This is a genomic window from Paenirhizobium daejeonense (assembly GCF_014280875.1).
Lineage (GTDB): Bacteria > Pseudomonadota > Alphaproteobacteria > Rhizobiales > Rhizobiaceae > Allorhizobium > Allorhizobium daejeonense.
In genome coordinates this window covers 38,879-60,920 of the sequence record NZ_JACLAL010000011.1, presented here as the reverse complement: position 1 = coordinate 60,920, position 22,042 = coordinate 38,879, and the positions used below count along the sequence as shown (strand labels likewise).

General features: G+C 59.5%; 21 protein-coding genes. 11 read left to right on the top strand and 10 right to left on the bottom strand.

What is annotated here, in order from left to right:
- Positions 1 to 227 precede the first annotated feature (227 nt).
- The 6 genes from nrdH to H4I99_RS21765 all read left to right on the top strand — a co-directional run bounded on the left by nrdH (position 228) and on the right by H4I99_RS21765 (position 6,142).
- Complete coding sequence (gene nrdH, locus H4I99_RS21790; RefSeq protein ID WP_163901445.1) at positions 228 to 449, top strand: glutaredoxin-like protein NrdH; 222 nt, start codon at positions 228 to 230, stop codon at positions 447 to 449.
- A gap of 13 nt (positions 450 to 462) precedes the next feature.
- Positions 463 to 861 carry a class Ib ribonucleoside-diphosphate reductase assembly flavoprotein NrdI gene (gene nrdI, locus H4I99_RS21785; RefSeq protein WP_163901443.1) on the top strand — a complete coding sequence of 133 codons (399 nt, stop codon included), beginning with the start codon at positions 463 to 465 and terminating at the stop codon, positions 859 to 861.
- The gene (gene nrdE, locus H4I99_RS21780) at positions 849 to 3,005 is read left to right on the top strand and encodes a class 1b ribonucleoside-diphosphate reductase subunit alpha (protein WP_342345175.1); all 2,157 of its coding nucleotides are present in this window, start codon (positions 849 to 851) and stop codon (positions 3,003 to 3,005) included. The genes nrdI and nrdE overlap by 13 nt, the downstream gene beginning before the upstream one ends.
- A 193-nt stretch (positions 3,006 to 3,198) precedes the next feature.
- Entirely contained in the window at positions 3,199 to 4,173 is a 975-nt protein-coding gene (gene nrdF, locus H4I99_RS21775; protein ID WP_163901441.1) for a class 1b ribonucleoside-diphosphate reductase subunit beta, read from the top strand.
- A 187-nt stretch (positions 4,174 to 4,360) separates the two neighbouring features.
- A complete protein-coding gene (locus H4I99_RS21770) occupies positions 4,361 to 5,566 on the top strand; it encodes an adenylate/guanylate cyclase domain-containing protein (RefSeq protein WP_163901439.1) in 1,206 nt (401 codons plus the stop codon).
- 177 nt (positions 5,567 to 5,743) lie between these two features.
- Positions 5,744 to 6,142, top strand: a complete 399-nt coding sequence (locus H4I99_RS21765; protein WP_163901437.1) for a response regulator — start codon at positions 5,744 to 5,746, stop codon at positions 6,140 to 6,142.
- A gap of 61 nt (positions 6,143 to 6,203) precedes the next feature.
- Here the strand turns inward: H4I99_RS21765 and H4I99_RS21760 are convergent, their stop codons facing one another.
- The 3 genes from H4I99_RS21760 to H4I99_RS21750 all read right to left on the bottom strand — a co-directional run bounded on the left by H4I99_RS21760 (position 6,204) and on the right by H4I99_RS21750 (position 8,608).
- Positions 6,204 to 6,905, bottom strand: coding sequence for a pirin family protein (locus H4I99_RS21760; protein WP_163901435.1), 702 nt, complete (start codon positions 6,903 to 6,905; stop codon positions 6,204 to 6,206).
- 95 nt (positions 6,906 to 7,000) lie between these two features.
- Positions 7,001 to 7,612 (bottom strand): alpha/beta hydrolase, encoded by a 612-nt coding sequence (locus H4I99_RS21755; RefSeq protein WP_163901433.1) that lies wholly within the window; start codon positions 7,610 to 7,612, stop codon positions 7,001 to 7,003.
- Positions 7,613 to 7,675: 63 nt separating this feature from the next.
- Positions 7,676 to 8,608 (bottom strand): VOC family protein, encoded by a 933-nt coding sequence (locus H4I99_RS21750; RefSeq protein ID WP_163901432.1) that lies wholly within the window; start codon positions 8,606 to 8,608, stop codon positions 7,676 to 7,678.
- A 126-nt stretch (positions 8,609 to 8,734) separates the two neighbouring features.
- Between H4I99_RS21750 and H4I99_RS21745 the strand changes: the two genes are divergently transcribed.
- From H4I99_RS21745 to H4I99_RS21725, 5 genes are all read left to right on the top strand, one after another.
- Entirely contained in the window at positions 8,735 to 9,634 is a 900-nt protein-coding gene (locus H4I99_RS21745; RefSeq protein WP_163901430.1) for a LysR family transcriptional regulator, read from the top strand.
- A 328-nt stretch (positions 9,635 to 9,962) separates the two neighbouring features.
- Positions 9,963 to 10,649 (top strand): YoaK family protein, encoded by a 687-nt coding sequence (locus H4I99_RS21740; RefSeq protein WP_163901428.1) that lies wholly within the window; start codon positions 9,963 to 9,965, stop codon positions 10,647 to 10,649.
- Positions 10,650 to 10,706: 57 nt separating this feature from the next.
- Positions 10,707 to 10,895: a hypothetical protein gene (locus H4I99_RS21735; protein ID WP_163901426.1), complete on the top strand. Its 189-nt coding sequence runs from the start codon at positions 10,707 to 10,709 to the stop codon at positions 10,893 to 10,895.
- A gap of 56 nt (positions 10,896 to 10,951) precedes the next feature.
- The gene (locus H4I99_RS21730; RefSeq protein WP_163901424.1) at positions 10,952 to 11,470 is read left to right on the top strand and encodes a Dps family protein; all 519 of its coding nucleotides are present in this window, start codon (positions 10,952 to 10,954) and stop codon (positions 11,468 to 11,470) included.
- A gap of 245 nt (positions 11,471 to 11,715) precedes the next feature.
- The gene (locus H4I99_RS21725; protein WP_163901422.1) at positions 11,716 to 12,390 is read left to right on the top strand and encodes a sugar transferase; all 675 of its coding nucleotides are present in this window, start codon (positions 11,716 to 11,718) and stop codon (positions 12,388 to 12,390) included.
- Positions 12,391 to 12,647: 257 nt separating this feature from the next.
- Here the strand turns inward: H4I99_RS21725 and H4I99_RS21720 are convergent, their stop codons facing one another.
- From H4I99_RS21720 to H4I99_RS21690, 7 genes are all read right to left on the bottom strand, one after another.
- Positions 12,648 to 13,457, bottom strand: coding sequence for a methyltransferase, TIGR04325 family (locus H4I99_RS21720; protein WP_163901420.1), 810 nt, complete (start codon positions 13,455 to 13,457; stop codon positions 12,648 to 12,650).
- Between the two features lie 59 nt (positions 13,458 to 13,516).
- A complete protein-coding gene (locus H4I99_RS21715) occupies positions 13,517 to 15,040 on the bottom strand; it encodes an oligosaccharide flippase family protein (RefSeq protein WP_163901418.1) in 1,524 nt (507 codons plus the stop codon).
- Between the two features lie 363 nt (positions 15,041 to 15,403).
- Complete coding sequence (locus tag H4I99_RS21710; protein ID WP_163901416.1) at positions 15,404 to 15,583, bottom strand: hypothetical protein; 180 nt, start codon at positions 15,581 to 15,583, stop codon at positions 15,404 to 15,406.
- A 180-nt stretch (positions 15,584 to 15,763) separates the two neighbouring features.
- Positions 15,764 to 17,056, bottom strand: coding sequence for a glycosyltransferase family 4 protein (locus tag H4I99_RS21705; protein ID WP_163901414.1), 1,293 nt, complete (start codon positions 17,054 to 17,056; stop codon positions 15,764 to 15,766).
- Between the two features lie 2 nt (positions 17,057 to 17,058).
- Entirely contained in the window at positions 17,059 to 18,003 is a 945-nt protein-coding gene (locus tag H4I99_RS21700; protein ID WP_163901413.1) for a glycosyltransferase family 2 protein, read from the bottom strand.
- 28 nt (positions 18,004 to 18,031) lie between these two features.
- Entirely contained in the window at positions 18,032 to 20,341 is a 2,310-nt protein-coding gene (locus H4I99_RS21695; RefSeq protein WP_163901411.1) for an exopolysaccharide transport family protein, read from the bottom strand.
- 43 nt (positions 20,342 to 20,384) lie between these two features.
- Positions 20,385 to 21,719, bottom strand: coding sequence for a polysaccharide biosynthesis/export family protein (locus tag H4I99_RS21690; protein WP_163901409.1), 1,335 nt, complete (start codon positions 21,717 to 21,719; stop codon positions 20,385 to 20,387).
- Positions 21,720 to 22,042: the final 323 nt, after the last annotated feature.

Here is a 22,042-nt window from a genome sequence, read left to right as displayed (position 1 = left end):
TTTCCCCGGTCAGGCCGCTGCCCCGCGCTTCGTCTTCTGTCGCTTCGGGGTGAAGTCCATGTCTGAATTGTTGCGTCCCTTAAAACCCGCTTTCTAATACCAGTCTGTCGGCGGTCGCCGGCCGAATGGCCGCGTTCTGCTGCGCTCTTTCCAGTTTTCAATCCCGATCCCGGTTCATCGGCGGATGTTCCGGAACCCTTCCGCATGCCATTTTCACGAGGAAACCCATGACCATCACCGTCTATTCCAAGCCCGCCTGCGTTCAGTGCACCGCAACCACGCGCGCCCTCGACCGGCAGGGGATCGAATACACCGTCATCGATGTGTCCGCAGACACCCATGCCTATGAGATGGTGCAGGAACTTGGCTACCGGCAGGTGCCGGTGGTGATTGCCGGCGAGCAGCACTGGTCCGGTTTCCGGCCCGACATGATCAACGCGCTCGCCTGACGGGCAGATCGTCATGGGCGGCCTCGTTTATTTCTCCAGCCGGTCGGAAAACACTCGCCGCTTCATCGAGAAACTCGACCTTGGCGGGCTGAGGCTTCCGGTGGATGCGAGCGAGGAGCCGCCGGAGGCAGAGGCTCCCTTCGTGCTGGTCACGCCAACCTATGGCGGTGGATCGGAGAAGAGAGCGGTGCCGAAGCCGGTGATCCGCTTTCTCAACAATCCTCGCAACCGAAGCCTGATCCGCGGTGTCATCGCGGCGGGAAACACCAATTTCGGCACAGGCTACGCCATCGTCGGAGACATCGTCTCGGCGAAATGCGGGGTGCCGTTCCTCTATCGTTTCGAACTTCTCGGAACGGCGGAGGATGTCGACAACGTCAGACAGGGACTGGAAAAATTTTGGACACGCTGACACAAACCCGACCGGCGGCCGGTACGAGCGAGGTTTCGCTCGACTATCACGCCCTCAACGCCATGCTGAACCTTTATGACGAGGATGGCCGGATCCAGCTCGACAAAGACCGTCTGGCTGCGCGCCAGTATTTTCTCCAGCATGTGAACCAGAACACCGTCTTCTTCCATAACCTTCGGGAGAAGCTCGATTATCTGGTGGGCGAGGGCTATTACGAGCAGGCGGTGCTCGACCAGTATTCCTTCAACTTCGTACAGGACCTGTTCGATGAGGCCTATGCGAAGAAGTTCCGCTTCCCGACCTTTCTCGGGGCCTTCAAATACTACACCTCCTATACGCTGAAGACCTTTGACGGGAAGCGTTATCTCGAGCGCTATGAAGACCGGGTCTGCATGGTGGCGCTGGCGCTTTCGCGCGGCGACGAGACCCTTGCCCGCGACCTGATGGAAGAGATCATTGCCGGCCGCTTTCAGCCTGCGACGCCGACCTTTCTCAATGCCGGCAAGCAGCAGCGGGGCGAACTCGTCTCGTGTTTCCTGCTGCGTGTGGAAGACAATATGGAGAGTATCGGCCGGGCGATTAACTCGGCGCTGCAGCTTTCCAAGCGCGGTGGCGGCGTCGCGCTGTCGCTGACGAACATCCGCGAGGCGGGCGCCCCGATCAAGCAGATCGAGAACCAGTCCTCAGGCGTAATCCCGGTGATGAAGCTATTGGAAGATTCGTTTTCCTATGCGAACCAGCTCGGGGCCCGGCAGGGGGCGGGGGCCGTCTACCTGCATGCCCATCACCCCGATATCATGCGGTTCCTCGATACCAAACGCGAGAATGCGGATGAAAAGATCCGCATCAAGACGCTGTCGCTCGGCGTTGTCATCCCTGACATTACCTTCGAGCTCGCCCGCAACAACGAGGACATGTACCTGTTTTCGCCTTATGACGTTGAGCGCGTCTACGGGATGCCGTTCAGCGAGATTTCGGTGACGGAGAAGTATCGCGAGATGGTCGAGGATGCGCGCATCCGCAAGCGGAAGATCAAGGCGCGCGAATTCTTCCAGGTGATCGCGGAGATCCAGTTCGAGAGCGGCTATCCCTATCTGATGTTCGAGGACACGGTGAACCGCGCCAATCCGGTGGCCGGGCGCATCACCATGAGCAATCTCTGCTCGGAAATCCTACAGGTAAGCGAGGCGAGCGAGTTCAACGAGGATCTTTCCTACAGCCATATGGGCAAGGACATCTCGTGTAATCTCGGCTCTCTCAACATCGCCGCCGCGATGGATGCACCGGATTTCGGCAAGACCATCGAAACCTCGATCCGGGCGTTGACCGCCGTTTCCGACATGAGCCATATCGGGTCCGTGCCCTCGGTTGCGAAGGGCAATGAGGAAAGCCACGCCATCGGCCTCGGCCAGATGAACCTGCACGGCTATCTCGCCCGCGAACGCATCTTTTACGGTTCGGAGGAAGGCATCGATTTCACCAATATCTATTTCTATACGGTGACCTATCACGCCCTGAAGGCATCGAACCGGCTGGCGGTCGAGCGGGGCGTGAGCTTCAAGGGCTTCGAGAATTCGAAATATGCTTCCGGCGAGTATTTCGACAAATATACCGAGCAGGAATGGGTGCCTGCGACAGAGCGGGTGGCGGAACTGTTCGAAAAGGCCGGCATCGCCATTCCGACGCAGGAAGACTGGCTGGCGCTGAAGAAGGCGGTGATGACGGGCGGGCTCTATAACCAGAACCTGCAGGCGGTGCCGCCGACCGGCTCGATTTCCTACATCAACCACTCGACCTCCTCGATCCATCCGATCGTCTCGAAGATCGAGATCCGCAAGGAAGGCAAGATCGGCCGCGTCTACTATCCCGCCGCCTATCTCACCAATGACAATCTCGAATATTATCAGGATGCTTACGAGATCGGCCCGGAGAAGATCATCGACACCTATGCGGCGGCAACGCAGCATGTCGACCAGGGGCTTTCGTTGACCCTGTTCTTCCGTGACACTGCAACCACCCGCGACATCAACCGTGCCCAGATCTACGCATGGAAGCGGGGCATCAAGACCATTTACTACATCCGGCTGCGTCAGATGGCGCTCGAGGGTACGCAGGTTCAGGGCTGCGTGTCGTGCGCGCTGTGATTTGATCCGGGTGTCCGCGATTGCCCCTCATCCGCCTGCCGGCACCTTCTCCCCGTAGACGGGGAGAAGGGAACAGACCGCGACGTCTCTGATCCCCTCACCCCGCTTGCGGGGAGAGGGTGCGCCGAGCGAAGCGGAGGCGGGGTGAGGGGCCGCGCCAATCACTCCAATTTCCTTCAAAAGGACCAACACAATGAACATCGCCGTCAAACCGGTCTCCCGCATCCGGGCCGTCAACTGGAACCGTATAGAGGATGACAAGGATCTCGAGGTCTGGAACAGGCTGACCGGAAACTTCTGGCTGCCGGAGAAGGTGCCGCTTTCGAACGACATCCAGTCCTGGGCGACGCTGAAGCCGGAGGAGCAGAGGCTCACGATCCGCGTCTTCACCGGGCTCACCTTGCTCGACACGATCCAGAACGGAGTCGGCGCCGTGCGGCTGATGGAGGATGCCGCCACGCCGCATGAGGAGGCGGTTCTGTCGAACGTCTCCTTCATGGAAGCGGTGCATGCACGCTCGTATTCGTCGATCTTCTCGACACTGTGCCTGACGCCGGATGTGGACGATGCCTATCGGTGGTCGGAGGAGAACGAGTTCCTGCAGCGGAAGGCGGGGCTGATCATGGAGCAATATGACTCAGGCGATCCCTTGAAGAAGAAGATCGCCAGCGTCTTTCTCGAAAGCTTCCTGTTCTATTCCGGCTTCTATCTGCCGATGTACTGGTCGAGCCGGGCGAAGCTCACCAACACCGCGGACCTCATCCGTCTCATCATTCGCGACGAGGCGGTGCATGGCTATTACATCGGCTACAAGTTCCAGCGGGCGCTCGACCGCGAACCGGAAGCGCGGCGGCAGGATATTAAGGATTTCGCCTTCGAACTCCTGCTCGACCTCTATGACAACGAGGCCAAGTATACCGAGGACCTTTATGACGGGGTCGGGCTGACCGAGGATGTGAAGAAGTTCCTGCATTACAACGCCAATAAGGCGCTGATGAACCTCGGCTACGAAGCGCTGTTTCCGGCGGAGGCATGCAAGGTCAATCCCGCGATCCTCTCGGCACTTTCACCGAACGCCGACGAGAACCACGACTTCTTCTCCGGTTCCGGTTCCTCCTATGTCATCGGCAAGGCGGTCGCTACCGAAGATGAAGACTGGGATTTCTGAAGCGCGCTGATACCGTTGGTAGACGAGCTTCGCTTGCCACCAGAGAACGGTTGTCGGTCAGCCGTCCTGTGTCGTTCCGGCAATCGCTCATATATCTTTGAAGGGGCGGGTTGAAATTCGCCCCCTGCATTTGCAGATAACGGCCCTACGAATGCGATAGGCACGACAGGTGCGAGAGGGCATCCCCATGGACGGGCAAACGCTTGATGCGATCAATGACTGGGTTATCGAGCAAGGGTTGCTGGGATTGCGGGAAATTGATCTTGTAGATGGCTTCTGCAATCGTTTGCGCGAGGGCGGGCTGCAAATCGTGGAAGTCGCGCTTTTCTTCGACACGCTCCATCCCGTTCAGGAATCGGAAGGCGTGTTCTGGAACATTGCCAATCAGAACGGTCCTGTCCATCGAGAGTTCACGCGAGAGGAGGCGATACGAAATAACCACCTCTGGCGCGGCAGCCCCTTCCACTACATGAACGAAAACGGTTTGTCGGAACTGCACATACCGCTCGTTGATGCCGATCGTTCGCGGTTCGGTATCATTGGAGACCTAATCGATCGGGGCCATACCGATTATTTTGTGTTGATGCATAAGCTGGGCGGAAAGACGACGATCGGCGAAATCGAGAGCATCTATTCGCGATGGTCAACGAGCCAGCCGGGTGGCTTTTCCGAAGATGACCTGACGGCGTTGCGCAAGCTCGTTGCGAGCCTTGCATTGGCAATCAAGTCGGCTTCGCTAAGCCAGATTGCGCGGTCGCTGGTTGAGATCTATCTCGGACGGGACCCGGGCCGGCGCGTGCTCGAAGGCCGCATCGAGCGGGGGAAGGTCGAGACCATCCGGACAGTCCTCTGGTATTCCGACATGGAGAATTACACCTCGCTATCGGAAACCATGGAGAGCGGAAGGCTCATCGCCTTCCTGAACGATTATGCAGATATCGTCATTTCGGCGGTCCACAATGCGGGCGGCGATATTCTGAAGCTCGTTGGCGACGGCATTCTCGCCATCTTCAATCATCGCGACCAGCGCGAAGCCGCGCGCGCTGCGTTGCAGGCTCAGGCCGATGTCAGCAGGCGCATTGCCGAGCTTAACCTTCGGCGCAGTGACGAGGGGCTGGCAACGACTTCGGTCTATCTCGCGCTTCATGAAGGGGAAGTTTTCTACGGCAATGTCGGAAGCGATGAACGGCTGGATTTCACGGTTATCGGACCGGCCGTCAACGAGGTGTGCCGCATGGCGGCCATGTGCCGTTCCGTCAACGAAACGGCGCTTGCTTCCCGCGAGTTTGCAGCGCTCGCACCCGAAGAGGGACTGAAAGCGTTCCACAATCTCGGTTCGTTCCAGCTGAAGGGTGTGCAGGAGCAGAAGGCGCTGTTTGCGCTTCGCCAATAGCGGCCGGCAGGCTATCCGGAGCGGATAGAACCACACGGAAAACTATAGTCGGAGAAGTTCGACTTCGGATGCGGAGGTTTACCTTTCGATGCAGTCGGTAAACCTCCATATAGTTCATCCATCGCTCGGCTGGCGCTATAAAGGGCCAACGGCAATTGTGTGCAGGTACGCCGGAGATTGGCTACTTCCGCTGTGGCAACGACCAGTTTCATTGCAATCATCAACGACGAGGCCGACGTGCGTCGGGCAACGAGCAGTCTTGTCCGCTCGTTCGGCTTCACGGCGAAGTCATTTGTTTCCGCCGAAGAGTTCCTTGCGGATGAAGATAATCTCTCTGCATCCTGCATCGTTTTAGACGTCAACATGACCGGCATGAGCGGCATCGAGCTTTATCTCCGGGTGCAGGAAGAGAAAGTGAGCCGAGTTCCGTTCGTCTTCATCACTGCCTTCGCGGAGAGCCAAGTGCGCGAGCATATCGGCGAGCATGTCCGGGTGCTGCAGAAGCCTTTCCATGCCGATGCATTGGCGGCCTGTCTCGACGCCGCCCTGCAAGCGAAGGACGCCGGATCGAACTGAACCCACGTCCAACGGAGGAGCGACGGGATGGAGTTCCCGCCGCTCCTCGGTTCAGATTTTCTCATCGGGGCATGTCGAACAGGAGGGCCTTTCCGTTGGTCAGCCAGCTGAGTTCCAGGGTTTCCGGGTCGGAGATCTGGAGGCCATCACCCGGTCTCAGGTTCTCGTCATCGATCCGGGCCAGCCCGTCCACGATATGGACGAAGACGAGGCGTCCGGGCCGGGCGGGGATGGTGCTGACATCACCCTCCTTCGGATTGGCGATCAGTATCCTGCTGTCGGACAACAGGTGAAGCGGAGCCTCGCCTTCGGTGCCGGATGCGATCGGCGTCCAGTCCCGGGTATCTTCCGCGGCCGGCAGGCGGGCCTGCTGGTAGCGCGGTGCGGTTCCCCTGACATCCGGGATCATCCAGATCTGCAGAAGATGAGCGGTTTCGTTCTCCGAGGCATTCATTTCCGAATGGCTGACCCCTGTGCCGGCGGACATCAACTGGATCTCTCCGGCCTCGAACGTCGAGACGTTTCCCATCGTGTCCTGGTGGCGCAGCTTGCCTTCGAGCAGGACAGTGAGGATGTCCATGTTGTCATGGGCGTGTTCGGAAAAGCCGGAACCCGGAATGATCCAGTCCTCGTTGATGACACGAAGCGGGCCGAAACCCATGCGCGTCGGGTCCTGGAAGCCGCCGAACGAGAAGGTATGAAAGCTGTTCAGCCAGCCCTTGCTGGTTTTGCCGCGGCTCATGTTTTCGTGGATCAGGATCATGGTTTCTCTCCCGGATTGCATCGGGGCCGGAGACCTCCGAAGGGTGATTTCGCAGTTAGGTTCCGGCCGATATTGTTTCTTCTCGGCCGGAAGTCTTATCGGGTCAGGAAGGCGTTCAGTGCCTGCAGTTCCGTCTGGCGAATTTCGTGCCCGCCTGCATGGATGCTGGTTTCGACCTTGGCGCCCTGTCGTTCGAAGTAATCGACCAGCGCCTCGGTCAGCGGGAGCGGGCAGATAGGATCATGCTGCCCGGCTGTGACGAGTACCTGCCGGTCCTTCAGCGCGCCGTTGTTTTCCGGTTTCCACGGGATCAGCGGATGCAAGAGCGCCACACGGTCGAAGAGGTCGGGCTTTTTGAACGCCACGGCGGCGAGAATGTTCGCTCCGTTGGAATAGCCGAGCGCATAGACGGGACGGTCGGGGTTTTCCGCTTTCTTCTCAGCGAGGAAGTCGATCATCTTGTCCGTACGTCTGACGAGGTCGTCCATGTCGTAGACGCCTTCGCCTGTGCGGCGGAAGAAGCGCAGGGCGCCGTATTCGGAAACATCGCCCCTCGGGGATACGATCCCGGCATCGGGAAGGATCTGCTCCACCAGTTCGGTAAACTGGAGTTCATTGCCGCCGGTGCCGTGGAAAGCGAAGACGAGCGGAGCCCCATCGGAACCCGGCTTGGTAAAGGCATGATAAGTGCTGGTCGTCGTGTTCATGATGTCTTTCTCCTGATGACGGGACCATTCGGCCCCGCCGTTTCATCCATCGTTGCCACTGCGTCAGTCGGCGATCGGCTGAAGCTGCTTTTCGATCTGGCCGCGATAGGGTTCGTAGCGGGACGGCAGCTTCAGGGCTTCTCCGAGGTGAGCGGTATCCTCGTCACGGTCGAAGCCGGGTTCGTTGGTCGCGATTTCGAACAGCACGCCACCCGGCGTACGGAAGTAAATCGCCCAGAAGTAATCGCGGTCGATGACCGGGGTTACCTGGTAGCCGGTGTCGAGAAGCGCCTTGCGCACTTCAAGCTGCGCCGCCCTGTCTTCCACCGCGAATGCGATGTGGTGGACCGAGCCGGCACCGAGGCGGGCAAAATCTGCCTGCGGGACGGTTTCGAGATCGATGAAATCCGCACCGTTACCGCCAGCGATGGCAAAGCGAGCCCATTCGCCCTTTTCGTCGACCTTCTCGTAGCCCATGAAGCCGAGCAATTCGCGGGTCGCGCCGGTGTCCTTGAGCCTCATGCTCGCACCATGGAAACCCTTGATGGCTTCGGCGGCTCCAATCTCGTCATGTAGCCAGCCTTCGCGCTTGTCGTTATCGACTTCCACCAGCGAGAAACCGTCACTGTCCGGACCGGCGAAGCGCAGGCGCTTCTCGCCGAACACTTCCGTTTCCGAGAGGTTCTTCACACCAAGCTTGGTCAGGCGTTCCGTCCAGTAGCCCAGCGAGCCCTTTGGAACCGCGAAGTAGGATTCCCCGACTTCACCGGCACCTGGACGGCCTGCCGCGATATGCGGGAAGGGGAAGTAGGTCATGACCGAACCAGGGGTGCCTGCCTCGTCGCCATAATAGAGATGGTAGACATCGGGGGCATCGAAGTTGACGGTCTTCTTCACGCGGCGCAGTCCAAGCGTCTTGGTGAAAAAGTCGCTATTCTCCTGGGCGTCGGCAGCCATGGAGGTGATGTGGTGCAAGCCTTTGATCTGAGTAAGCATTTTTGTCATCCTTCTGTTCGGATGCCGTTGCATCCCTTGTTCCGAGGCAGAAGATGGGGCCAAAGCTCACTGAAGTGAATGGCAATAATATTGACAATATTATTGCAAAAAGTGAAATTATTCGACATGAGCGATCTGAACGATATCCGCATCTTCCTGGCCGTTGCGAAGGAGCGCAGCTTTGTCGCTGCCGCCCGGCAGCTTTCGATGACCGCGCCGACCGTCACGCGTGCCGTCAGTGCGCTTGAGGAGCGGCTCGGCGTGCAGCTTCTCCTGCGAACCACCCGGCATGTGTCCCTGACTTCGGCGGGTGCGGTCTATGCGGCACGTATCGAGCCGGTGGTGGAAGCCTTCGAGGCCGTGGCGGATGAGGTTCGGGCCGAAACCGGCCATGCCGCAGGCCTCATCCGGCTGAATGTGCCGTTGTCGCTCGGGCAGCGTATCCTGCCGGATGTCGTCTCTGGCTTCCGCGTCGAAAATCCGGGTATCTCGGTGTCTCTTACTTTGACGGACCGGTTCATCGATATCGTGTCAGATAGTTTCGATCTCGCCATCCGCATTTCAGAGCCGCCGCGGGACAAGTCCACCATCTGGCGCAAGATCTGCCCCGTGCGTCGTATGCTCGTGGCGTCTCCGGGCTATCTTGCGGCCAACGGAACGCCGAAATCGCCCGATGATCTCGATGAAGCTGCATGCATCGCCTATGACGAGGAAGCGCTGTCCGAGACATGGGAGCTTTCCTCCGCGGGCAGGACGCGCAAGGTGAGGGCGGGCCAGGTGCTTGCAGGCAATAATGGCGAACTGACCGCCCGGCTGGCGGAAAACGGAGAGGGGATCGTTCTGCTACCGGCCTTTATCGTCGAGAGGGCCATTGCGGACGGCCATCTTGTCCAGATTCTGCCCGAATGGCAGGCGCCCGAACTCTGGCTGACGCTCTATTATCCTCCTTATGAAAAACTGCCGATGCGGGTCGCCAAGTTTTCGGATTTCTTTGAGAATTTCGTCACCAGCGTCCGCCCCGTCTGAACCGATTTTCTTGTTTCCGCGGGCGCGGCAGGACGGTGTCGCGCAGTCACGAACAGGAGGACTTTGTCCAAAGCGCAGTCGGATTAGACAATCCAGATCCTGTCTCCGGTGAAAATATGTCGCTACAAACACGGCTGGTCCGCACGGCATGAGGTTGACCGAGCCGAATCCGCTTAGAATGCCCGTCTCCTGAAGTATATTCAGGCCTGATCAGATATCGAGCTTTGCGACATGTGGACGGTCAGGCTGCATGCCGCGGGGCAATATAATGTTCTTTCTGATGACCGGCCGACTTGAGCGCGGTCACTGATCGATCTGGAGGTTAGCCATGGTCCGTCCCCCTCTGTCGGCTGTTTTGAGCTTCAATGGTGGTTATGTCGATACTATGGGGTTCCTCGCGCTCACGGGTCTTTTCACGGCTCATGTAACAGGAAACTTCGTGACGCTCGGTGCGGCGATCGCGCAGGGGGCCGGCGGCGCTGTTGCCAAGATCCTGGCCCTGCCGGTCTTCTGCATTGTCGTTTTGGTCACCCGTCTGGTTGATCTCAGGCTGGAGAGACATGGACGGTCTGCGCTGCCGATCCTTCTTTCGATCAAGTTGGCGCTGTTTGTCGCGGCCGCGGTTCTGGCCATCCGCCACGGACCATTCGACCAGACGGAGAACCTGGCAAGCATCGTCGTCGGTATGACGCTTGTGGCGGCGATGGCGATACAGAATGCTCTGCACCGGGCGCATATGGCGACGCAGCCTCCCACTACGCTGATGACGGGCACGACAACGCAAATCATGCTGGATCTGGCCGATCTCCTGACCGGCGGGCATCCGACCGATGCGGTCGCAGTCAAGAGCAGACTCCTGCGTATGGGGTTCAGTGTGCTGACCTTTGCGCTCGGTTGTGCATGTGGGGCACTTGCCTTCATGCTTTCCCCGGTGTGGTGTTTTGCCGTGCCGCCGGTTCTCGTCATTATCGCCATGGCAGTGCATCTTGCGGCAGTAAAACCGCTCGCGACGTGATATAACGTCAGCGTTGGTGCGGTACCTGTAGAACGACAGCAATCCAGGGAGATCGACATGAAACAGCAGAAAAATTTGGACAAGCAGCGGTACCGGGACGGCAAGGAGAGTCTCGCGGAACCTATGGACCTCGAAGAATGTTCTCCCGCAGACGTCAAGAAGCGTCATGACGACGGCAATCTGGACGAGGCCTTGCGGGAAACATTTCCTGCCAGCGATCCGCCAGCAAGCGGACGTTTCGAGTAGTCTTTTCATGCAGAACGGCGGAGCGGAAATTCTCTGCCCGAAAAACAAGGAGCCCAATGATGGAAAATACTGCCAAATCGCGTCGCTCTGCGGATTTGCACACCCCGTCCGGCCTTGATCAGGACGCGGTGCGCGACATCTCCGCAGCGGCTAATGCACTGCTTGCGGATGTCTTTGCCCTTTATCTCAAGACGAAGAATTTTCACTGGCACATGTCCGGGGCTCATTTCCGCGATTATCACCTCCTGCTGGACGAGCAGGGAGAACAGATTTTCGCGATGACCGACGCGCTCGCCGAACGCGTCCGAAAACTCGGCGGCAGCACCATCCGCTCCATCGGCGATATCTCGCACAAGCAGCGTATCAAGGATAATGATGCGGAATTCGTTCATCCGCACGAGATGCTTGCCGAACTGCGCGACGATAACGGTTCGCTCGTTGCCAGCATGCGCGCTCTTCACGACCTCTGTGACGAACATCGTGATGTTGCCACTGCAAGCCTGCTCGAAAACTGGATCGACGAGGGCGAGCGCCGGCGCTGGTTCCTTTTCGAGACGCTTCGCCAGACCAACTGAAGGTCTCGGAACTGCAAGAACGAGCCGGTACCTTCGGGAGCCGGCTCGTCTCAATTTACCGCTTCCAATCTTGATGTTTTCGACTCTTGTCAGTGTCCTGAGGCGCTAATGGTTGATGCTTCAGGACCGCAAGGGAAAAATGGGAGCAGTCGTCTACCTCCATAAGCGGAGAGCTTTGCCTATCAGTATCAATTGAATCGTTTCGCGTTCGGGGGCAGCCTTGTTTTCGGCTGGAGGTCTGCGAAATGTCATTGGTTTCCGAGAATATTGCACAGCGGCATGCCGCCGTCTCCCCCGCACGGGTTGTGAGGAGCCGGGGCGGAAAACGTGTCTTCGACATCGTCTTCGCGCTCTCCTCGATTGTGTTCCTGCTGCCGGCTCTGGCGCTAATCGCGCTTGCTCTTCTGATCATCGACGGCCGGCCGATCATCTTCCGCCACAGACGTGTCGGGCGAAATGGCAGGTCGTTCGACTGCCTGAAATTTCGCTCCATGCGCAAGGATGCTGACAAGGCGCTGAAAGAGCTTCTTGCCAGCAATCCGGACCGTTTGCGGGAGTGGACGGAAACCCAGAAGCTGAAGAGCGATCCGCGGGTTCATTGGCTCGGCAAGTATATGCGTATCACGAGCCTCGATGAGCTTCCGCAGCTATTCAACGTCCTGCGCGGCGAGATGAGCATTGTCGGTCCCCGCCCGATCGTTACCGAGGAGCTGGAGCGCTATGGCCCCCAGGCCCACTGCTATCTGGCGATGAATCCGGGCATCACAGGCCTGTGGCAGGTTTCACGCCGCGACGGCACTTCCTATGAGGAGCGCGTCCGCTTCGATGTCGATTACTACCACAGCGTTTCGTTTTCCCGGGATATGGGAATCATCCTGCGAACCGTTGGCGTGGTGCTCTTCGCGCAGAACGAACGCTGACCGATGAAACAATGCGTCGAAGGTTTCCATCCGACGCCTTTAACCTCGTGAACGACCGCACCCGGCAGGCATTCCGCCTCGCCGGGTTTTTCGTGGGCTGGAATAGAGCTCGCGTCGGCCCAGCGATCCATCATTCTCGTCAGGTGCACAAAAGAATGAACCGGCACGTGGTGCCGGTTCTCGCGGGTGTTGACTGTAATCGAAACGGAACCGATATCCGTGTCCGTCAATCGGAATGCGGGCTGGCGCTCGCTTCCTCAGGCCAGACGGAGATAGAACCCGGTGCTCTCGCTTTCACCGAGTTCAGGATGGGTTTCGATGGTATGGGAGAGCGTCGGGATCGTCCATCGATCCACGACTTCGTAGCCGAGGCGTGAGAGTTCGGCCATGAACGTAGCCTCGTTGCGGATCTGGTAGGGAACCGTGACCTCCTCGAAACGCTGGAGGGTGAAGACAGTCGGCCCCTGCCGCATCGCCACCTTGTTCAGCAACATGTGCCTCGGCAGCCGCGGCAGGCGCGAAAGCAGTGTGGTGAGCGGCACGTCGAGATATTGCAGCAGGCCGGAGCCGACGAAGAGATCGGGGTCGCCCGCATCCTCCATGTTTTCGACGAAACGCAGCTTGTCGAGCCCGTCGATTTCGGCGCGCCGCCGTCCGGCCCGGACGATCGCCGGGACGTCGTAGACCACCCAGTCGACGGAGGTCTCGATCGGCAGCAGTTTGCGGAAGGCGCGGAACTTGGTGCCCATGTGGCCCCCTGCATCCACCAGAAGATCGATCTCCGGTAATATCTGCCCCAGCCAGAACAGCAGCGGATAATCCCAGGGCGTGATCTCGCACATCCGCTCGAAGGCGATGTCGGTGAGCTCGTCGTGGTCGAACCCGACCTTGCTGTTGGAACGTCCGGCGGCGACAGCCGTATCGTAGGTGGGATAGGCGCCCGAGAACTGGGGCGGGAAGGGCGAGAGAAACTTCATTCGTCCGCCTGCGATCTGCAGCGGTGTCATCGTGCGTCTCAACCCGTGCACCAGATGCCGGATCGAATTCGTTGCTTCCGATCTTGCCATGCCCATTTTCCTGTTCCCCCTCTGATGGTTCTTATTCAGGTCATGCTCCGGCATGTCCTTCAGGAATTGCGTTGCTGTACGAGCGGTTCAGCTGAGGTCACCACGAGCTTGTGGAGGACAGCGAGAACCGCGATGTAGGCGATTGCCCCGCCCGCCACCTGAAAGCCCGTCGTCAGGGCATTGGGCAGGCTGGCGGGAAGGGTGATGTAGTTCAATGCGAAATCGGCGAGCAGCATCGCGCCGAGGGCTGCGAGTGTCGGGCCGCAGCGTCTGGCAATGCGAACCCAGTCTAGGCCGCCATGGCGCTGCTGCAGCCAGATCATCGTGCCCAGCCAGAAGGCGCCGACGACAACCTGACCAAGCGCGAGCGGTATCAGCCCGAAGGGCGCCAGCGCCACGATCAGAGCGATGGAAATCCCGCCGTTCATCAAGGCAATCGGCGGCAGTCTCTTCAATTCGCCGACCATCGACAGCAGGGGTTCGATAATGGCGGCCGGGATGAGCAGGAGCTGACGGATCGCGAGGATCGAGACCACGATTGCAGCAGGCATCCATGCATCGCCCAGCACGAAATTGATGAGCGCGCCGGAGGCAAGCGAAAGGCCGAGATAGAAGGGGGCGGCAATGGCGACGAACAGCACCACGAATGAATTGGCGGCCGCGGCGATCCGGGCGTTGCCGCCGGCGATATCCTGCGGATGGCGGTCGCGGGCCTTGCGGAAGACCACCCAGCCGAGCATGCGGGCGGGCTCTGCCAGCAGTTCGGAGATGCTTGCGACGATGCGTTCGGCAGCCCGGTAGTATCCGGCTTCCGCGAGACCGAGGAAACTACCGACGGCCAGCGTTGCCGAATAGGAGCGTAGAAAGACGATCAGCCTGTTGGCGAGTATGTGTCGTGAGAAACCGAGGATTTCGCGCAGGAAGGGACGGGTCAGGCGGATCTTCGGCAGCCAAAGTACCGCGAGCATCGAGCAACCGAGGCTGGCGACCTGTGCGGCCAGCCTGCCGGCAAAGAGCGCAATGATATTCCAGCCGCTCCAGAGGCCGGCTGCGACGACGGCAAGGCCGACGAGCTCCGATACGATTCGTATCTTCGCTTGATCCTTCAATCTGCCACGGGCGACGAGAATACCGTCATAGATGGTGGACAGCGCGCAGACAAAGATCAGGGCACTGGAGATGACCAGTATTTCCAGATGGAGCATGTCGCCGAACCACGAGCCCATGGCCAACGCGCCGGCGAGCGCGAGTGTCGAGACGATGAGGCCCGATATCATGGCGGTGGTGGCTGCCTGATCGTAGTCGGCCTCCGTGCCGTGGGATTTCATCAGGAATTCGCCCCAGCCGCCTTCAGCCAGAACGATCAGCATGACGACGAAGGCCGATGTGAAGGCGAAGAAGCCGAATTCCGCCGATGTCAGCACACGCGCGCCGAGGATGAAGATCAGCAGTTGCACGAGTTGCGAGGTGCCTTTGGCAATCATCGTGAACATGCCGTCGCTGACCAGTGAATGCTGGCGTGCCATGAGGCTCTGCAGCCGGTTCTTCAGGGATTGTACCGTTTTGAATTTCGCCGGGTTCATCGGCGTTCCTCCCGCGACATCGGGAAGGTCTCAGCTCCGGCAAGGCGGCAATTCATCTGGTCACCGCTCTGTTTCGAAGGGAATTTGCGCGCTAATGTGATCCCGCTGGGGATCCGCCGCACGGATGAGATGCCGCTGCAGGGCGCGACAGCGAGGAGATGTTGTGGAATGGGCGACCGGTCTGTTTGGTATGTAAAGTACGGTCTACGCTGGCTCATCATTCTGCTCTGCCTGGCCGTGTGGCTCATCGCGGTTTACCTCGTCTTTTTCTGAAGCCGTCGGCCGCCCGTTCTGTCGGACGGCCTGCCAGGTCATTTGGAATGAAGATCAAGTTGCCGGCGAAAGTTTCCTGCCGAAGCTGTTCTACAGCACCGATCGGCCTGTCATTTCTTCGGCGATCAGGAACAGGCCCAGCGACAACAGGGCCATCGCGAAAAGCATGCCGACGATATCGATCGTTTCCGGCATGCGTGCGCTCTTGGCGATGGTCTTCGCTCTGGTTCGCTGGTCTCGTTTTGTCGTCTGGTCCGTGACAAACTGCATTATTCAGCCCTCCCGTTGAAATACCCATGAAGAGGCTGACAGCGGGGAGCCTACTTTTCAATTGAGCGTGGCGGACACCGGATAGTTCAATGGCGGTAGGCGGGGTAGCGGGGCTGGCTGGGTGGTCTTGTCTACCCGAAATTCCAGGCCTCTTCTTAAGGTAAGGCGACATGGATACAGTCATCCGGGTATCCTTGCGGGATGTGCTCTCGACAAGGAGCGACGTCCCGGAGATCGCTGCGGATTGGCCGCCTGCCTGAGGACACGATCATAGAGAGCCATGATCGCATCTCCCCATGACTCCGGCGTATGGGCGAGGTTACCGGCGTTCATCCGGCATCGTTCGCTCATTCCACGGACAAGATCGTCGTCTATCGCAAGGCGACGAAGGCCATCGGCCAGACCTTCAATGTCGCCGCTCCGGAACGTCAGGCCACAGCCGAGTTCCCCCAGTTCGCGACCGAGTAGTGCCGCAGCCGGCATGATGACCGGGATGCCGGCGGACACCGCCTCCAGCGCTGCGAGGCCGAAGGGTTCGGGAACGCGCGAGGATATGACGACCGCCCGTGCATTCCGCACCAGCTGCCCGATTTCCTCGCGTCCGCGCCAGCCGTGGATGGTGATTTCGGGGTAGAGGCTTTCCAGCAATGCCCGGCCATTGCCGTCTCCGATAACATGCAGCTTCGCTCCGGCGAGCCGCGCCGCCTTTGCGGCATCCTCGAAGCCTTTTTCCGGTTCGAGCCTGCCGATGAAGAAGAAAGCTTTGTTCTGCGCGGGGGTCACGGGACCGGTGGGAAAAGGTTCGACCGGGTTGCGGATTGTTTCGACCCGCTCGACATTGATGCCGGAACGCTCGAACATCTGCCTCATGCGTTCGTGGACGACCACAATGTTTGCCGGAAGGGATGACGTCGAATAAAACTGTTGCCGCAGCAGATGGCGAGCGCTGCGCCACAGTTTTTCATGATAGCCCCGCTTGTCGCATTGGGTTGCGAAACACTGCGCCGACATCGGTATGAGATCGCAGACCTGCTGTTTGCGATAGTTGGCAAAGCCCCCATTGGGGCAGGCCAGAAAATAATCGTGGGCATGCAGCACAGTGCGCTCGCGCACCTTCGCCAAAGCCCGGAAGATGGAAGGGGAGAGGATCTTCGACCATCCGTGAACATGATAGATAGTCGATGGCGTGTCGCGGAGCGAGATCAGCTCGTGAAGGGCATCATAGGCCCTTGCATTGTAGAGCCCCCCGACGAAGGCGGAGAGCTTGCCCTGTTGCACGAGGGGCTTTCCGGCGAGATTGATCGTATCGTCAACCGGCTTGTCCAGGGATGGACCGTCGCCAGCGAAATAGGTGACCTGCAATCCTTGCCGCTCAAGAAGGCCGGCGGAGAGAATGGCCAGGTTCGATGCGCCGCCGACCATGGCGGAGCGGTCGTTGACGACTACGACGCGATCCGGTTGCCACTGGGCCATGGTCAGTCCAGCCCCTCTATATTCTGTGGAGCCAGGCGGCCGGCGATGAGATCGGAGAAGGCCAGGAAGTTGCCCCGCAGCCGGCCCCGCCGGTCGATCCAGGGTTCCGGTTTCCAAGTCTTCACGATGTTGGCGACCAGATTTCGCCCCATCTGAACCAAAGCGTGGCGGGGTGTCATGGTCTCCTTGCGCATGAGGTAGATCGGATTGGCGATTTGCGAGTAGCCGAACCTCACCCCGGAGGTCCGCCCGACCTTCGTTCCCAGATGGACGCCGACAAGGTGGGGCGAGGAAACGACACGACCGTGCCGTGCCGCGATCCGGCTGAAGTCCACGTCCTCGAGCCATCCGTACAGCGGCAGGTTTTCGTCGAAACGCAATCCGCCGATCCGGACCGCCGACATGCGCACGGCCATGTTGCAGCCGTAGCCCGTGTAGGTCGGGGAAACCGGAAGGTATTGGCCTTTCGCGCGCGCGTGTGACCGTAGCATCTGCCAGCCCTCGGTGACGGAAATGCCGGGGCCGGTGATCCCGTCCGCAATGACATTGCCGGTGCAGATGTCTACATCGGGATTGGCGGCGAATATCGCCTCCGTGTGTTGCAGGTAGGGTGGCGACATAAGAAAATCGTCATCGAGGAAGACGACGATCTCCGCATCCGGACTCGATTCCAGAATATGATTTCGCTGCCGGCAACTGCCTTTTGCTGAAACCAGCACCCGGACCGGGCAGGGCAGGCGCGACAGTGTCTCACGGTCAGCATCTTCGGTCGATGGAACGCACACGACAATCTCGTCCGGAAGCCGCGTCTGCCGGGCGATATGTGGGGCAACGGCGGCAAGGATATCCCGTCTGCCTGCGCTCGGTATTCCAACAATGAGCCTGAACTGGTGGGTAGTTGTGATTGCAGCCCGGCGTTCGCCGATCTGGTCCAGGGCATTTGTCATCAGCTTCCGCTCCTTCACAGGTATTGGCCTAGCCGGCCGCTTGTCGCCGCCGCGCGTCGCTCCGGTTGGAAATGACGCCCAGCAGCGCGATGCGGGACTTGCCGAAGGCCGACAGTGCGTCGGCCAGACGTTCGATCGTCATCTTGTTGGAATTGCCCAGAACGAGAATGATGCCGTCGACATAGGTGCAGATGGTTCTGGTATCGGCGGAATCCTCGAAACCAGACATGTCGACGATAATGACCTTGTAGCGACGGCGCATCTTCACGATGGCTTCCTTCACCGTGGTCAGGTGGCCGTAGCGCTGGTTGGCGGCGGCTGCCAGCTTGGCCTGCTCCACGGTAACCAGCGGTACCGGGTTCGTGTCGCCTGCTTCCTGCTCTCCACTCACATCGTTCCGCTCGAGTTCTGAAACGACCGAACCGTGTATGCCTTTGCCCGCCGAGGAGCGACTTGGCTGCAGAGCGACGGGCTGTTCGCCGAGGAAGGAGAGTTCGACGGGTTTAACCGCGACATCCTTCGCGGCACTTGCCGCAAGACGGGAAAGGCGCGAGCCGATGAAGTCGGCATCGACCAGAAGGACCGATTGCCCTTCGTTCTGGTAAAGCTGGGCCAGGTTGGTCGCGATCGTCGTCTTGCCTTCGCCGGGCCCGACCGAGGTCACACCGATCACGATGGAACCGTTGGCGGGAATGATCGAGTCCAGCGAGTTCTTGACGCTGCGCAGTGCCTCCGAAAAGCGCGAATACGGCATGTCGAGGACCGATCTCAGCGGCAGCATCGTCGTGGGCAAGGGCTTTCCGACATTGCCGCCGTCGAGTTGCGGTCGGTAGACAGGGATGCTGCCGAGCGAGGTAATGCCCAGTTCACGCTGCAGCCTTTCGCCGGAGCCGGCGCGACGGTCGAGACCGCTGCGCAGGATGGAAGCCATCAGGCCGCCGGCAAAGCCGAGCACGGTCGCGAAGGGCAGGATGATCGTTGGTTTCGGCCAGATCCTGCCGAAGGGCGCTGTGGCCGCCGTCACGATGCGTGCTTTGCCCAGCGGGAACGACTGCGTCTGCATGGTGCCGACATATTGCTGGAGAATACTTTCATACAGACGCCGGTAGGTGTTCGCGCGGCTTTCCATTTCGGAAAGTTCCACCCGCGCGATGTTCTTGTCCGCGCCTTTTGCAGTGGCGTTGGTGAACTGCTCTTCGGCAAGCTGTTCGCGGGTGCGGGCCGTTTCCACGTTGGAGCGATAGATAGCCTCGATCTGGCGGAGTTCGCCATCGATGGCTGCCTTCATTCGCGCGATCTCGTCGCGGGCCGCAATGATGGCGGGGTTGCCGTCGTTGTAGCGGCTCTTCAGGTTTTCGAGCCGTGTCTCGGCAAGGCGGATATCGTCCCGCAGCTTCTGTATTTGCGGATTGTTGGCGATCTCGTCCATGTTGCCGTCCGCGGACTTGCCTTCGATCAGCCTTGTCAGAGTGGTGAGCTTGGCGGATTCCGCAGCTGTTGCCGCTCTTGCCGCAAGCATCTGGCTGCTGACCTCGGCGAGTTGCTGTTGATCAAGGGTGGAAGAATTCGCCATCGCGGTGATGTCATGCTTGTTGCGATATTCCTCGGCGGCAAGCGCGGCCTCGCGGGCCTTTCGACCCACCTCGATCAAGCGGCTCTCAAGCCAGCTGGCGCCCTGTTTGGCGGCATCCGCGCGGTCGTTCAGGCCGTTGCGAATATAGGCTTCTGCGAGAGCATTTGCCGTTCTCGCGGCCTTTTCCGGATCGCCGGACGTGTATCCGATCTCCAGCACGTATGATTGCCCAACGCGGCGCACCGTGACGCGTGAGAGAAAGCCTCCCATTGTGCGTCGCATCAACTCCTCTTCCGTGGGTGGTTCCTCATCTTCATCGCCTCCGCCGGTGAAGATGCCGGTGGCAGAGGTCACGAAGCCCTTGAGAACCGACTTCAGCGATCGAGAGTTTATGATCTCGGGATCTTCGGTAAGCCCAAGCTTATGGATAACGGCCTGAGCGATTGCTTCCGACTTTACGATTTCCACCTGGCTGGCGATTTCCGCGGCCTCGATAATGACGGTGCCGGTGGCCGCGTCCTGCGAAACGATTCTGCCCTGTTCCGGGTCCATGACCAGACGTGTCGTCGCCATATAGGTGGATTTGGAGTTGAGGACGTAGATGCCGCCCAGTATCGCGCCTGTTGCGGTGCAGGCGGCGATGACGATCATGTTCTTCTTCAGAAAATTGAATATATCGCGAAACGAAATGTACTCTTTCTTCGAGGCGTCCTTCTTTTCGAGGTGCGATATCGTCTCGATGTTTCCGAACTCATGGAATCCCATTTACGCCACCCTGTTCTTCTTCTTGTTTGCCCCACTGAACTGATTACTGCGACTGCTCCGGCCGGCTGGACAATTGCAGCGGGCCAGCCAGCCCCGCGGATACGTCGTAGCGAACATCCAGCACGTCCCCCGGCTCGAGCGTCGCCGTCTCCGACACCTTGGTCGGCGAGCGCACGTCGTTGCGCCGCGTGATCCAGTATTCCATCGGCTGGATCTCCAAGGCCTTCATGGCGTTGTAGCGAGCGAGCGAAGCCCCGCTCGCCTGCAGGAGCTGCAGGGTCGTGGCCCGCTTCAGCTTGGTGTCGTCGATTTCCGCTTCCACCGTCTGCAGGTCACGGCCTGCATCAGTGCTGTATTGTCCCTTAAGCGTGATCGCGTCGCGCTGGGTTTCGCTCACCTTCTGCTTGGCGCGCATGGCGGCAACCACAAGATCGAGTTTGCCGCTGTTCAGATCTGCTACGATCCGCTCAAGCGAGGTCTCGCGGGATTTTGCCAGCGTTCCGGTGTCGACGAGAGATGCGATGCTGGCGAGTTCCTGCTGGGCGATCTTGAGCTGGCGCTCCTGCACCACGCTCTTTTCTTCCAGGACCTTGATTTCGTTCTGGAGCAGGGACTGCAGATCGTTGAGTGAATCCAGCTGCCGTTTCAGGGCTTGGGATCTGGCGACAAACAGGCTGTTTTCGCTTTCCGTGATCAGCTTTCCAGTGCTCTGGTCCCGGGCGTTTGTGAGTTCGGGCGGAAAGTCGACAGTCGGGCTTCCCTTGAGTTCCGCCGCAAGCCGGGCGCGGCGTGCCGCAAGCTGCTGGAGCAGTAGGTCGTAGCGGTTCAACTCGCCGGCGTAGCGGATCTGTTCGAGATCGTTGGAGCCGTTGGGGTTCGTCCGGCGCTCGCGACCGCCTGCCATGGCAATGGCCTGCATGACGGTGAGACCCGGCCGGAATTCGAGTTCTCCGGGCCGGTCGACGGCGCCAGAGACATAGATCATCGGATATTTCATCACCTCGACCGTTGCGACCGGAGGGGATGCAAGTCCGGTTTTCTCCCTCAGCGCGCGGGCGATGCGGTCCGCCACGTCGGTGGTCGTGTCATCGACGACGACGAGTTCACCGATGAGGGGGATAGAAATCGTTCCGAGCGGCGAGACGGAGTATTCGCCGTTCAGTGCCGTCCATTCCTTGTATTCGCCTGTCGATGCAACCCATTCGACAATCGTGACTTTGACCTTCGTCTGGGGACGCAGGCGATAACCGTCGCCGGAAGCGGCCATGGCGCCACTTGAGGAGACGACAACATGGAGCAATCCCGTCAGCGCACAGGCGAGCAGAAAGCTTCTGTTTCGGGATGTAAGCTGCCGCTTTCCAAAAGATACAATCGGCATGAACGCGCCTCGCAGTTTCGGCAACAAAGGACCTGTCGGGTTTGCCCTTCAGGTTCGAACGTAAGGCCGGAGCCTCTGATCGCCGATTGTCGGCTCAAAGCGATGCGAGTAAATCCCCTGCGTGTCGCGGGGACGCTACTCCCTTAGGGCAGAGGGGCCTAAGCCCTCACCTCGAACGGATGAAAGCCGATCGGTGGACGTGCCGTTATCCTGTCCGATCGGCCAGTCCGGCGGCCCTGCTTCCGGTCCATTCGTCACTTTGACTATGTCCACAGCCCTAAGGTGGTCCTGTGCCCGTCGCGCCCGCCGCTTCTATGATGCCC